This window comes from Nocardia sienata NBRC 100364 (genome assembly GCF_001613205.1).
Classification (GTDB): domain Bacteria; phylum Actinomycetota; class Actinomycetes; order Mycobacteriales; family Mycobacteriaceae; genus Nocardia; species Nocardia sienata.
This window is the reverse complement of the sequence record NZ_BDBX01000004.1, coordinates 1-12,617: the sequence shown is the minus strand read 5'-3', so window position 1 is coordinate 12,617 and position 12,617 is coordinate 1. Positions and strand designations below refer to the sequence as shown.

The 12,617-nt window shown below is 67.5% G+C and carries 15 protein-coding genes; 4 read left to right on the top strand and 11 right to left on the bottom strand.

Translation table 11 applies throughout. The features are described 5' to 3' along the window. Window positions 1-12 precede the first annotated feature (12 nt). The 4 genes from NS4_RS03060 to NS4_RS03045 form a co-directional block, all read right to left on the bottom strand. Window positions 13-1,119, bottom strand: a complete 1,107-nt coding sequence (locus NS4_RS03060) for an SPFH domain-containing protein (protein ID WP_063057950.1) — start codon at window positions 1,117-1,119, stop codon at window positions 13-15. A 23-nt stretch (window positions 1,120-1,142) separates the two neighbouring features. Next, window positions 1,143-1,370 (bottom strand): NfeD C-terminal domain-containing protein, encoded by a 228-nt coding sequence (locus tag NS4_RS03055; RefSeq protein WP_063057949.1) that lies wholly within the window; start codon window positions 1,368-1,370, stop codon window positions 1,143-1,145. A gap of 66 nt (window positions 1,371-1,436) precedes the next feature. Beyond that, complete coding sequence (locus tag NS4_RS03050) at window positions 1,437-2,060, bottom strand: TetR/AcrR family transcriptional regulator (RefSeq protein WP_063057948.1); 624 nt, start codon at window positions 2,058-2,060, stop codon at window positions 1,437-1,439. A 72-nt stretch (window positions 2,061-2,132) separates the two neighbouring features. After that, a complete protein-coding gene (locus tag NS4_RS03045; protein ID WP_063057947.1) occupies window positions 2,133-2,453 on the bottom strand; it encodes a DUF6191 domain-containing protein in 321 nt (106 codons plus the stop codon). A gap of 93 nt (window positions 2,454-2,546) precedes the next feature. On the opposite strand from NS4_RS03045, the gene NS4_RS03040 reads away from it, so the two are divergent. Next, a complete protein-coding gene (locus NS4_RS03040) occupies window positions 2,547-3,230 on the top strand; it encodes a phosphatase PAP2 family protein (protein ID WP_063057946.1) in 684 nt (227 codons plus the stop codon). 9 nt (window positions 3,231-3,239) lie between these two features. Here NS4_RS03040 and NS4_RS03035 read toward each other — a convergent pair whose 3' ends face one another. Genes NS4_RS03035 through NS4_RS03020 form a run of 4 tightly spaced genes read right to left on the bottom strand, consistent with a single transcriptional unit; the run spans window position 3,240 to window position 8,612 of the window. After that, entirely contained in the window at window positions 3,240-4,559 is a 1,320-nt protein-coding gene (locus NS4_RS03035) for a pyridoxal-phosphate dependent enzyme (protein WP_157105864.1), read from the bottom strand. Next, window positions 4,556-6,043 (bottom strand): type III PLP-dependent enzyme domain-containing protein, encoded by a 1,488-nt coding sequence (locus tag NS4_RS03030; protein WP_063057945.1) that lies wholly within the window; start codon window positions 6,041-6,043, stop codon window positions 4,556-4,558. Before NS4_RS03030 ends, NS4_RS03035 begins: the two co-directional genes overlap by 4 nt. Further along, a complete protein-coding gene (locus tag NS4_RS03025) occupies window positions 6,040-7,317 on the bottom strand; it encodes a heavy-metal-associated domain-containing protein (protein ID WP_084486617.1) in 1,278 nt (425 codons plus the stop codon). Before NS4_RS03025 ends, NS4_RS03030 begins: the two co-directional genes overlap by 4 nt. Then, a complete protein-coding gene (locus tag NS4_RS03020) occupies window positions 7,314-8,612 on the bottom strand; it encodes an aminotransferase class V-fold PLP-dependent enzyme (protein ID WP_245665038.1) in 1,299 nt (432 codons plus the stop codon). The genes NS4_RS03025 and NS4_RS03020 overlap by 4 nt, the downstream gene beginning before the upstream one ends. Window positions 8,613-8,770: 158 nt before the next feature. On the opposite strand from NS4_RS03020, the gene NS4_RS03015 reads away from it, so the two are divergent. Next, window positions 8,771-9,190 carry a pyridoxamine 5'-phosphate oxidase family protein gene (locus NS4_RS03015; RefSeq protein ID WP_063057944.1) on the top strand — a complete coding sequence of 140 codons (420 nt, stop codon included), beginning with the start codon at window positions 8,771-8,773 and terminating at the stop codon, window positions 9,188-9,190. Between the two features lie 4 nt (window positions 9,191-9,194). Here NS4_RS03015 and NS4_RS03010 read toward each other — a convergent pair whose 3' ends face one another. From NS4_RS03010 to NS4_RS03000, 3 genes are all read right to left on the bottom strand, one after another. After that, a complete protein-coding gene (locus NS4_RS03010; RefSeq protein ID WP_063058354.1) occupies window positions 9,195-9,629 on the bottom strand; it encodes a CBS domain-containing protein in 435 nt (144 codons plus the stop codon). A gap of 116 nt (window positions 9,630-9,745) precedes the next feature. Further along, window positions 9,746-10,000, bottom strand: coding sequence for a hypothetical protein (locus NS4_RS03005; protein WP_063057943.1), 255 nt, complete (start codon window positions 9,998-10,000; stop codon window positions 9,746-9,748). A 254-nt stretch (window positions 10,001-10,254) separates the two neighbouring features. Then, window positions 10,255-11,052: an SAM-dependent methyltransferase gene (locus NS4_RS03000; RefSeq protein WP_063058353.1), complete on the bottom strand. Its 798-nt coding sequence runs from the start codon at window positions 11,050-11,052 to the stop codon at window positions 10,255-10,257. Window positions 11,053-11,405: 353 nt separating this feature from the next. Between NS4_RS03000 and NS4_RS02995 the strand changes: the two genes are divergently transcribed. Both NS4_RS02995 and NS4_RS02990 read left to right on the top strand, forming a co-directional pair. Next, entirely contained in the window at window positions 11,406-11,624 is a 219-nt protein-coding gene (locus tag NS4_RS02995) for a DUF397 domain-containing protein (protein ID WP_030519885.1), read from the top strand. A gap of 81 nt (window positions 11,625-11,705) precedes the next feature. After that, window positions 11,706-12,593 (top strand): Sco1979 family transcriptional regulator, encoded by an 888-nt coding sequence (locus NS4_RS02990; protein WP_063057942.1) that lies wholly within the window; start codon window positions 11,706-11,708, stop codon window positions 12,591-12,593. Window positions 12,594-12,617: the final 24 nt, after the last annotated feature.

Below are 12,617 nucleotides of genomic sequence, written 5' to 3'. Positions count from 1 at the left end.
CAGTTCTGCCGGTCACTCTATATCCGGTTTTTCCTCATCGGTGGTCGAAAGCGCCTTTTGCAGCGAGTTGAACACGGTGAGTCCCTGCCCGACCATGCCGTTGAGCAGTTCACCCACCCCGTCCGGCCCGTTCAGCACGGTCAGATTGGCGTTGGACAGCCCGCGCGCCGCCTGCTCCACGATGAGGGGCAACTGCTCGATGAGCATCTGATCGAGCGCGATGCGATTGTGGGAGGCCGCGGCCTCGGCCTGGATCCGGGTGCGGTCGGCCTCGGCCTCGGCGAGGATGCGCACCCGCTCGGCCTCGGCCTGCGCCGGTTTCACCACCTCGGCCTGCAACTGCTGTTCGCGCAATTCGGCTTCCTTACGGGCCTGGGCGGCCTGGGCCCCGAGCACTTCCTGCTGGGCGAGCGCGGCGGCGAGCGGTCCGGCGGCCGCCGCCTCGGCCTGGGCCTTGTCGATATCGCGCTGATAACCGGCCTTGAGGATCGCCGTCTCCCGCGCGTATTCGGCCTGTTTGCGCAGAGATTCTTGTTCGGCCTCGGCGGAGCGCTGCGCGGCCTGCGATTCGGCGATCTGAGCGTCCCGGTGGACAGCGGCGTTGTGCGGGGCGGCCAGAGCCGAGATATAGCCGAGGTTGCCGTCGTCGATGGACTGGATCTGGAACGAGTCGACCCACAGGCCGATATTGCTCATCTCCACCTTCGACGCGACCAGGACCTCGTCGGCCAGCCGCTGGCGCTCCCGGATGATCTCCTCCACCGTCATGGACCCGACGATGGACCGCAGATGACCGGAGAAGATCCGGCCGGTCAGCACCGACATCTCCTGCTCCTGTTCGGAGAGGAAACGCTGGGCCGCGTTCACGATCGAGGCGGTGTCGTTGGCGACCTTGAAGGCGATGACCGCCCGCACCTGCAGCACGATGGCCTGTTTGGTGACGCAGCGTTCGCTGATCTCGGCCTCGAACATCGCCAGCGACAGGTACCGGACCTTGCGGAAGAACGGCATCACCCACGTACCGCGGCCGATGATCACCCGGAAGGGTGTGGCGTCGCTGCTCTTGGCGCCGCTGACCAGCATCGCCTCGTCGGGATCGGGCACGTGATAACCCAGCACGTATGACTCCTCGCGTCGTGTTGCTACGGCGCCGGGTCCGGTGTGAGGGGTATCCAGGGCACGACATCGGCGATACGACCGGAATCGACAGCCACGACCAGCACGGTGCTCCCGGCCGGGATCGCTTCGGTGGCGCGCGCGATATACCCTTCGGTCCCCCCACGTACGGCTACCAGGATCTCACCCAGCATCCCGGGGCCTCGGATCGGCGAGATCAGCTTACCGGTCGATCCGACGACTTCGTCGTGCAATTCTCTCGAACCTCCTTCCCCGGCGGTGATTTCCGGAGTCCGACCGTCTCGCCGTCAAACCCGGGTCTACCGATAGAGCCGGCGGTAGGCGCCCAGCATGGCGACGAGGTGATCGACGATCTCTGCGCGGGTGGCGCGCAAGGACCCGTTCAGCCAGGCCGAGAACATGCCCGCGTTCCCGCTCGCCATGGTGACGGCCGCGAGGCGGCGGCGGACCGGATCGTCGATCTGAGAGAAAAGATGGTCCTGGATGAGCCGCGTGAAAGCGGGCATGACGGCGATGGTGGTCTGGCCGAGACCGGTGCTGGAGTACGGCTCCACCAGGAACAGGCGCGATTTGCGGGGATCCTCGAGCACCTTGTCCACCAGCGCCTCGGACAGGGCGCGGTCACGCGAGGCGTCGTCGGCGACGGCGAAGGCGGTCATCGGATCGAGGAAGTCGTCGGCGATCTGCCGGTACAGGACATCGAGCAGTTCGTCGCGGCTGGCGAAACTCTCGTAGAAGTATCGATCGGTGAGATTGGCTCGGCGGCACACTGCCCGCATGGTGACGCCTGCGGCGCCGGATTCACCGATCAGATCCAGTGCGGCTTCGAGCAGTGCGCTGCGCCGTGCCTGCTTCCGCTCGGAAAGCGTGGTACCACCCCAGATCCGGGGTCCGCTGTCGTCCGATCGCTGATCTGAATGCACCCGTCCACAGTAGTGGGCTCGCGCCGTGGGCCGCGCCGGGTGGTCACGGCCCCGCACCGTGCGTGCCGCAGGTCAACTCCGGGCGTCGCCGCGCGGGAGGCGGGCTACGAGCACCGCCCGGCCGGCCGCGAGATCGATCCGGTCCCGGGGTGGCGCCCCGGCGGATTCCTCGTCGCGCAACATGGTTTGCGCGGCGCGATGGTCGAGCTGGTCGCGTTTGCTCCCGTACCAGAAGGCGGTGATCTCCTCCACCCCCGCGGCCGCGAGCCGCGTGGAGGTGTGGTCGCCGGTCGAGTGTCCGGTCTTCGGGAAGCGGGTGTACACCCACCGCAGTGCGGCGACGGCCCCCAGCAGCAGCATGGCGACAGGCGCGCCGAGGAAGAGGACATCCATGGTTTTCAGGGTAGCGGCGGAGCCTGCGACGCCCGCCGGTTCCGGGCGACGCCGAGCCGGAGTGGGCAACCGGTGCGCGATTAGGCTGAACGCGTGGTCGTGCTCGCTGTGCTGCTGTTCGCCGTGCTCGCCGCGACGACCGGTTACGTCGTCGCGGGCGATGCCACGCCCCAGGTGGACTGCCCGTTGCACGAGTGGGTACTCACCCTGCGCACCGATCCACTGACCACGGCCGCCACGGTGATCACCCATCTCGGCGGTTCGGTGGCCATGTGGACGCTGGCGCTGCTGGCCTGCGCAGTGCTGCTGCGGCGCGGCGCGTACGCGGATCTGCTGCTGGTGGCCGGGGTGGGCGCGGCCTCGGCGGTTCTGGTGCCCGTATCGAAACAGCTGATCGGCCGGTCGCGGCCGCCGGTGGCCGGGCAATTGGTGGAGGTGAGCAATCCGGCCTTCCCTTCAGGGCACAGTGTGGGTTCCGCCGCGGTGGTGGGCGTGCTCGCCGTACTGTTCTGTATGCGGACCGCGCATCGCGTCGCCGGGGTGATCGTCGCGGCCTCGGCGGTCGTCTTCGTATTGCTGGTGGGACTTTCGCGCATCTATCTCGGAGTGCACTGGCCCACGGATGTCCTCGCCGGCTGGGCACTCGGTGGCCTGCTGATCGCGGTCGGGGTGGCGGTGCGGGCCTGGGCCGAGGGCGCGGCCGGGTGCCCGGACCGTCCCGGAACTGCCGCCGGCTCCGGGATCCAGGACTGCTCGGTGCGGAACACCCGTCGCTGACCGGGGCGTTCAGCCGCCACGTTCCAGATCCAGGCCTGCGGCCCGCCAGCCCGCGATTCCACCGTCGAGGCTGTAGGCGGTGTGGCCCGTCCGGCATGCGGTCGCGGCGAACCGCCGGGAGATATCGCCGGTGGGGCAGGTGAAGATCACCGGTTGGGCCCGGGAGAACGGCGTCCCGTGCGCGAACAGGTCGGCGAGCCGGTCGTCGGGGATATTGATCGCGCCCGGGATATGGGCGACCCGGTACGCCATGGCGCCCCGGGTATCGACGATCACCGGTCGCGCGGTGCGGAGCAGTCCGGCCATTTCGGCAGGGGTGAGCAGCGGTGCGGCGGCGACCTCGGCGGCGCTCGGCGGACGTGGCCCGGCGTCGCGGCCGAACAGATCCGGCCGGCGCTGTTCGATGTAGGACAGATACGGCTCGAGCCGGTCGCAGACGATGATCACCCCGACGGTGTGCGCCGCGCCGCGCTCGCCACGCCCGAGTACCTCGCGCGCGGCGGCGTAGGCGGCGCCGCTGGTGGGTCCGGCCAGTACGCCGTATCCGGTGGCGAGTTCGAGGGTGGCCTCGATCGCCGGGCCCGACCCCACGGTGAGTATCTCGTCGTAGAAATCGGGCTGGAACAGGCCGACCTCCCACATCTCCCGTTCCGACCGGATCCCGGGGATGAAATCCTCGCGTTCGGAGACCACCGCGACCGTCCGCAGCTCCGGATGGAACTTCCGCAGATAGCTGCCTGCCCCGCGGCTCGACCCGGTGGTGCCCAGTCCGCCGAACAGATAATCGATCCGCTCGACCCCGGCGGCGGTGAGGTCCTCATGGATCTCCCGGCCGGTGCCGTCGTGATGGGCGGCGATGTTCTTCTCGCTGGTGTACTGGGACAGATGCCGGAACCTGCCGGGTTCGGCGGCCATGGCCGCGTCGATCGCCGAGTACACATCGTTGGGCGTGGTGGGATCCGGGCATTCGGACAGGCCGGGCAGCTCGACGATCTCGGTGCCGATCAACTGGAGCAGATCGCGCACCTCGCCGACCTTGATCCGGTTGGTCATGGCCCGCACCCCGATACCGTGGATCGCGCCGAGGACACGCAGCGCCTTGGCGGTATTGCCGCTGGATGCCTCGATCAGGGTCCGGCGCTGCGCGCGCAGCGTATCGAGTTCGTCGCGCAGCATCGCCCAGGCGACCCGGTCCTTGACCGAACCGAAGGGATTGTGCGATTCGAGTTTGGCGTACAGCTCCACCCCCTCCAGGCCGTGCACGGCCGGGTCGAGGCGGAGCAGGGGAGTGTCACCGATCAGCTCGGTGATGTGCTGGTGGATGGTCACGGAACCTCGGGTGCGTCGAAATTGGCGGCGGGGGAGGATGGTGGCCGGTAGTCCGCGTCGGGCGTCGCGAGGAAGCGCCCGTCGTGGCCGGTCACCGCCACTTTCTCCACCGGGGGATGCATGGCGGCCGCGGCCGCCGACAGATCCATGTGGTAACCCGCCGTATTCGGGAATACGATCAGGTCTCCCGGCCGGGGCAACCACGGCAGCCGGACCGTGTGCGTGGTGACGAGATCTCGTTCGAGGCAGAGTCTTCCGGCCAGGAAGACACCGACCGGATGCCGGGCCGGTTCGATCCCGTCCCCCGGCAGCAGGAGGGGATCGACCATCACCTCCTGATCGGCCGGTGTCACCGTGTCCCGGCTGATATCCAGGTGGACGAGCACACTGCCGTCGGAGGCCTCCTTCACGAATTCGACCCGGGCCACGGTGATCCCGGCGTGGTCGGCGAGCGCTTTACCAGGCTCCAACCAGAGGTCCAGGAGATTGTCGGCGGCCACCTGGGCGACACTGCGGCCGTCGTGGCGGGCGAGCGGGGCGGCCAGGAAACCGGCCAGCATTTCGGCGGCGGACACGGTGTTGGCATATTTGTGGAAAACCGGTGTCCCGCGAACCGCGCCGCCGTCGACCTGATAACCGAACGTGTTGTTCCCCCAACTCATCGCGGTGCCGTGACCGGCGAGCGCGGCGCGCAACCGGTGCACGTAATCGTCGAACCGGGCGCCGTCGGCGGTGAACACCTGGCGCAGTCCGCCACCGATATCGAGGACCGATGGTACGAGCCCGGCCGAGTACGCCTGTTCCAGTAGCGCGAAACAGGTGTCGGCGGCGCGTACCCGCTCGGCCGTATCGCCGGTATCGAGGTGAAATGCCATCCCGCGGAACAGGAGCCGATCCCGGTGCTGCGCCGACACCTCGAGCGCGCGATCCACCCGATGGACCGGAATCCCGAAGCGGCTCACCTGTGACCCCGCGAACCCACTGACGCGCAGCAGTACGGGAACCGGCGCGGCCGGATCGGCCAGATCGGCGAGCGTGCCCAGTTCCCATTCGTTGTCGACATTCACGGTCACCCCGGTGCCCACCAGTTCCCGGAGCAGCGCTTCGCCTTTGGGCCCGGTCGCCTCGATCCGGCCGGCGTCGAATCCGGCCGTCAGCGCCGATTCGAGTTCACCGGCCGAGGCCACGTCCACGCCGATCCCGTGCGCAGCGGCCGTGCGTACGAAGGCCCGGGAACGGTTCACTTTGTGCGCGTAGAAGATGCGGTAGCCGGTATGCGCCTCGTCGAGAACGGCGGCGAGTCGATCGATATTGCGCGCGAACACCTGCGGGAAAAGCAGATGCAGCGGTGTCCCGAAGCGGCGCAGCACCTCGTCCAACGCGCGACGATCGGCGAGAAAGGCCGCGACGAGGCTATCCCAGTGTGCCGGTAGGGCGGGTGGTTCAGCGTGCCCGGCGGGGTCCGGGCGCAGCCGCACGGTCATCCGAGGGGCCCCGGGCGCATCGGTTCGGGCCGCTCGCCGACCGGGTTGTACCCGCCGTCGCGCAATGCCTCGAAGGCACGGGCCCGGTTACGCGGGCTGCGGAACTCCGCCACGACTCGCTTGCTGTCGAGGTCGATGTCCACGACCCGGATGTCCATCGATTCCAGCACCCCGCCGATCGTGCGGACACAGTGTTTGCAGGTCATATCGGGTACATAGAAGATCCGGTCCTCCACCGCCGCCGGGCCGGTGCCGAGGTCCTCCCGAGCCGCCACCGCCGCCGGTTCGCATTGCCGGGCGAAGTCGGTGAACACCTCGACGAAGCGGCCGACCACCTCGGCGAGCACGCTGAAATTCCCACTACTGTCGCGGTGCACGACCGCGGCCGGGCAGGAGGGCTGCTCCCCGGGTGGTAACAGGGCGTACTGCCGGGAGATGAGGTCCAGATCATCGTGGTACCGGGCGATTGCCGCGGGTACGGTCAGCCCCTCCTCGGTGGTCGCCCGGTCCATCACCCGGTGCGCGTCGGCGATGGTCGCGTCCTTCATCGACCGCAGCGTGGCGATCGACTCGGCGGTGTAGCGCACCGGCCCGCCGGGTTCGGCGCGCAGGCTCACCGGGATCATGCCCCGTCGATAGGTCGATGCCTGCAGTTCCCAGAACCACCGGGTGGCGACCGCGGTGAAAATCCCGGAATCGTGCAGGCCGCGGGCGAACTCATCCGCAGTTCGATACGGCGTCTGCCCCGCGATGAGCGCATGCTGGGCCAGTGCCCGGCCGGCGGACTCCACTCCTACCCGGAAGATATCGACGGGTTCGTGATCGGTGGTGGTCGCGGCCAGTACCGCGTGCTCCGCCGCGTCGAGACGTGCTATCCGATCGGCGAGACCGGGGTTGTCGTCGATCGAACGCCACAGTGCGAGAACGGCTTCCCGGGTGGCGATCGGCACGAGCGGACCCAGTCCGTCGTCCCGGTAGAACCCGGTATTGGGTACCCCGGCGCTGTCCACCCAGGTCATCCGGTGGGAGGCAGAGGTGACCGCGTCCGCCGCACAGGGTCGCATGAACCGCTCCAGGTACAACCGTTGCGAGAAAGTGAGATGACCGCCGGGTTCGGGGCGGAGTTCGGTCGCGGTGTACTCGATCCGGACCGCTGCGGCCGGCCGGTGGGCGGCGAACAGTCCCGGCCGGGCGAGTTCGGCCAGTATCCGTGCGGTTGCCCGCCGGTCGTAATGGATGGAGGGGTCGGTGGGTGCGCTGATCTCTGTGCTCATGGCAGCTCCTCGGCGAGGGTCCGGACGCAGTCGACGAAGCGGTCGATATCGTCGAGGCAGGTGTAGACGTGGGTGCTGACCCGCACCGATTCGGGATCGCCCCCGGTGTCGGGCATACAGTGGGCGCCGGTGCGCACGAAAAAGCCGTATTCGGCGAGGACGAAACCCAGGTCGGCCGGCGATATCCCGCCGAGGGTGAAGGAGACGATCCCGTATCCGCCGTCGTCCGGGGTGTGGGCTGGCCCCGGCAGGAACGTCAGTCCCGGCACCGCCCGTAACCCATGGATCAGCCGCCGGGTCAGCGCCCGATTGTGCGCCGCGACGGCGGGCATACCGTATGTTTCGAGAACCTCCAGTGCGGTGCCCAGCGAAAGTATGCCGGGAATATTGGTGGTGCCGCCTTCGAGCAGGCCCGGCATGACGCCGCTGTCGAACCCTGTGGCGGTCAGTACCGCGTCGGTGCCGCCGCCGGGCAGGAACGGCCGCAGTTGCGCATGTGTCCGCTGGCGGCAGTACAGGATTCCGGTGCCCGGTGCCGCGAACATCTTGTGCGCCGCGAAGGCCGCGAAATCGGCCCCCAGCGCGGTGAGGTCCACCGGAATATGGCCGCCGCTCTGACTGCAGTCGAAGCAGAGGTGCACCCGTGGGGGAATCCGATCGCGCAGTTCGGTGAGGGTGGTGCAGGCCCCGAAGACGTGATGCAGGTGGGTGACGGTGAGCAGCCGGGTGCGTGGGCTCAGTTTCGCGGCGATATCGGCGGTATCGGCCTGTCCCGCCGCGGTGACCCGGTAGGGCACCAGTTCGATCCGTCGGCCGAAGCGCGCGAGGGTGTCCCGCAGCAGGAACCAGGGCGAGATATTGGCGGCATGGTCGCGCGGGCTGTAGAGGATCTCGTCCCCGTCCTCCAAGGCTGTGAGACCCCAGGACAGTGCGACGGCATTGAGTGCCGCAGTCGCGCCACCGGTGAAGACGATCTCGTCGGGCCGGGCGGCGCCCAGGAAGCGCGCGGTGGCGGCCCGGACCGCGGCGATGCGCTGAGTGAGCGCCGTGGCCCAGGGGTACGTGCCGCGGGCGGCGTTGGCGGTAGCGGTCGAATGGTAGTCGCGGACGGTGTCGATCACCGCCCGCGGCTTCTGCGTCGTGGCGGCACTGTCCAGATAGGTCTCGCGGCTGTCGGCCAGGGCCGGAAAGGACGCGCGGATCTCCGGCGGGAGTACTCCGGTGTCCGGGCGCCCCGGTGCGGGCGCCTCGTCGGAGAGGGGTGGACGATCCGGTCGGCGCAGGGATGATCCCAAGTGATCGCTCCTTCCGCCGATCCATCCGGACTGCGAACAACGATACTCATTGTCGGAAAGTTCGCCCAGTGCGCTTGGTGCGCAGACAGTTTCGCTGTGCTTGTCGCTACGGCGGCGAGGTGCCGTGAGATGTCGGTGGCCGGCGATATGGTGCGGGTATGCCACTCGCACTCCACGAACGCCGAGCATTCCTGGCCGAGCCACATATCGGCGCGCTATCGGTCTCGGCGGGGCCGGAGCGGGGTCCCCTCACCGTGCCCATCTGGTACCAGTACGAGCCGGGCGGTGATCTCTGGGTGCTCACCGGCCCGGAATCGGAGAAGATGCGCCGGATCCGGGCTGCGGGACGGTTCAGCTTGCTGGTCGAGCGGGTCGAGCCGACTGTCCGGTATGTCAGCGTGGAGGGCCCGGTGACCCGGGTCGAGCCGCTGACCGACGAGCGACATCGCGAGATGGTGGCGCGCTACCTGCCGCCGGAGCGAGTGCAGGAGTACCTCTCCTTCGCCGCGGCCGAACTGGGTGAGCACGTGGTCGTGTTCATGCGCCCGCAGCGATGGTTGTCCGCCGATCTCGGCTGAGCGATCAGTAGCCGCCCTGCAGATATTCGACGAGCTGCTCGCGTTCGGTGGCGAGTTCGGAGATGGCGCTCTTGACCACATCACCGATGCTCACGATGCCGACCAGTTCACCGTGGGAGACCACCGGCAGATGCCGGACCCGGTGATCGGTCATGATCCGGCGTAGCCCCTCGACATGGTCGTCAGGGGCGCAGGTCCGGACCTCGGTGGACATGATCCGTGACACCGGGGAATCCAGTAGTGCCGCGCCGTGCCGGTACAGGGCGCGGACGATATCGCGTTCGGAGACGATTCCGGCGATCCGGCTGCCGTCGGGGGAGACGACCACCGCTCCGATGTTGTGTTCGGCCAGCAGCGCGAGCAGCGCGCGGATATCCAGATCCGGACGCGCAGTCGTCACGGCGCTGCCCTTGTTGCGCAGTATCTCGGCGATTCGCATGGTCACCATCCACTCGAGCGCGGGATTCCAGAATCGCGCGCTCGACGCCCCGACGCCAGCACGAATCGGCATCGACCTCTTTTCGAAGCCGTGCGCCGGGCGGAGCCGTCGATCGGCTACTCGTCGTCGAGGCCCGCGGAAAGATAGGCGGCGGCAGCCAGCCACTGACGGCACTGCGGGCCGTGCACATCGTGGATGTGCAGAATCTCGCGTGCTTGCCGATAGGTGAGCACCGGTGGCTCGGAATTGCAGTCGGTACCGGTGTCGGGGGCGGCGTAGCGGCGTAGCGGTTCCGGGTGGTGCCCGAGCGAATGACCGCCGCCGGCGCTGCCCACGGCGGGCTGGTGGGGACTTCGGAATGGTTGGATCATTCGGTTGCCCCTCACATGCGACGTTGCGGGGCGACACTCCGGCCGGCGAATCAGCCGAGGAAAATGCTGTGTAACGCCCCTCCTGTGCGCCTGAGTCTAAGTCGCCGTCGCTTACAAATGCAAGTACATCTGCAAACAACAGAAGAAATTGCGCGAACCTCCTTACCGGTGCATCGGGCGGCCCTCGGCGCTGTGGCACTGCGCCTTGCGCTGCGGCATCGATCGCATCGCCTGTTCCGGGCGGACGGCCGGTCTCACGGTTTGCGGCCCACACCGCCGTATGCGGAGATCGCGGGCAGGGATTCGTCGGTGGGGGTGTCCGGGCGCCACCGGTCGATCGGGACGACGCCCGGTTCCACCAGGGTCAGTCCGTCGAACACGGCCCGGATCTCCGACTGCGGCCGGGGAGTGTAGGGCACACCCCCGGTATCGGTGTAGTTATGGCACAGTGTCACGTACGCCGCACTGTCGTCGGTACCATCCCATAGGACCAGATAGCTGCCCGACGGGGTGGCTTCGAGCACGGTGTGCACGATCCGCCGCATCTCCGCGAAGGATTCCGCGTGGCCGAGCACGCCCATGAACATCACCGCTACCGGTTCGGTGAAATCGAGGACGTGCCGTGCGTCGGAGACGATGAGCTCGGGCCGGTGATAGTCGGAGTCCAGATAGACGGTGACACCCGCGTCGGTGGTGTCGGCCAGCAGCGCGCGGGCGTGGGCCAGGACGAGCGGATCGTTGTCGACGTAGACGATCTTGGATTCGGGCGCGACGCGCTGGGCCACTTCGTGTGTGTTCTGCATGGTCGGCAGACCGGTGCCGATATCGAGGAATTGCCGAATCCCTTTCTCCGCGGCCAGGAATCGCACCGTCCGGATGAGGAACTGCCGTGACTGGACTGCCATGGTGGTGATCTGCGGGTCGACCGCGATTCCCGCGTCCCCGGCGATGCGATCGACCTCGTAGTAGTCCTTGCCGCCCATCCAATAGTTCCAGATTCGGGCGGAGTGCGGGATATCGGTGCGGATCGCGGGGCGGTGCTCTTCGGACATGGCGGACTCCTGGGCGGTCATGGTCGGAACGCGCCGGCACGGATACCGGCGGTGGGCCCGACGGCTGGTGAAACCGATGTCCACTGCGACAGTACAAGACTCGCCGCGGCCGATGCCGGTTGTCGGCACGGTCCGATACGACTCCTGCGGCTGCCTCCGAAGGCAGGTCTCGGGCGCGGTGACCTGCGCCCGCAGGACTGCTGACAAGCCCCGGGGGCCGGTGAACGCGATGTGGCGAACTTCGTGCTATCGTCCTGATGTCGGTGCAGATGCAAGAACACCTGCGTTTGCATCTGTAAGGACCGACGGTATGCGACAGTGGCGTCAGCGACCATGAGCAAGGAGTGGGTCCTATGTCGGAAGTAACGAACCAGGTGATCGGAGCCTGGCGGAAGAGCACCTTCAGTAACCCGAGCGGGAACTGTGTCGAGTTCGCGGAGGCGGCCAACAATCTGGTGGCCATGCGTAATTCGCGCTTCCCCGACGGCGGGGTGATCTTCTATACGCGCCCGGAGATCGAGGCGTTTCTGCAGGGCGCCAAAGCCGGAGAGTTCGACGATCTGGCGGGTTGAGAGGTAACATGGGCCGCGGCGTGGTGCGCCCGATCCGATGAGCGGCGCACCGTGGGTTAACCCGAAACCGGAGACGACTCCATGATCGCAGAGCCCGAGAACCGTGGTGGCGCGCAATCCGTCGAGGCGGAACGTGGCCCCACGGTTCTACGTATCGCTCTGGGCGGCCAGTTACGAAAACTGCGCGAGAGCAAGAAGATCACCCGAGAAGCCGCGGGCGATGCCATCCGCGGCTCCCATGCGAAGATCAGCCGACTCGAACTGGGCCGGACGAGTTTCAAAGAGCGGGATATCCGGGATCTGTTGACGCTGTACGGCGTCGACGATCCGGAAGAGCGGGAGAGCTTTCTCGAACTCGCGCGTAAAGCGAACGAACCAGGATGGTGGCACCGCTACGGCGATCTGCTGCCACCCTGGTTCGGGACGTATCTGGGTCTGGAGCAGGCCGCCAGTAAGATCCGTACCTACGAATCGCATCTGGTGCCCGGCCTGCTCCAGACACCGGATTACGCCCGGGCGGTGGTGACACTCGGTTACCAGGATTCCGAGACCGATCGCCGGGTGGCATTCCGCCAGCGCCGGCAGGAAATACTGCATCGTGCCGACCCCCCGGTCATCTGGGCGGTACTCGACGAAGCCGCACTGCACCGTCCGGTCGGTGGCCGGGATGTGCACCGGGCGCAGATGGAGCATCTGCTGGATCTGACCCGGCTGCCGAATGTGACGATCCAGGTGGTCCCGTTCTCCGCAGGTGAACACGCCGCTGCCGGAAGCTCTTTCACGATTCTGCGCTTCGCCGAGACCGAGCTGCCCGATATCGTGTACCTCGAGCAGCTGACCAGTGCGCTGTATTTGGACCGACGCGAGGATCTGGCGCTGTACCTGTCGGTGATGGACCGGTTGAGCGTACAAGCGGCACCACCGGAAGAGTCACGTAGGATTATCGCGGACTACACGAAAGGCCTGTGAGGTCGGGTCCAGCGGCGTAAGCCT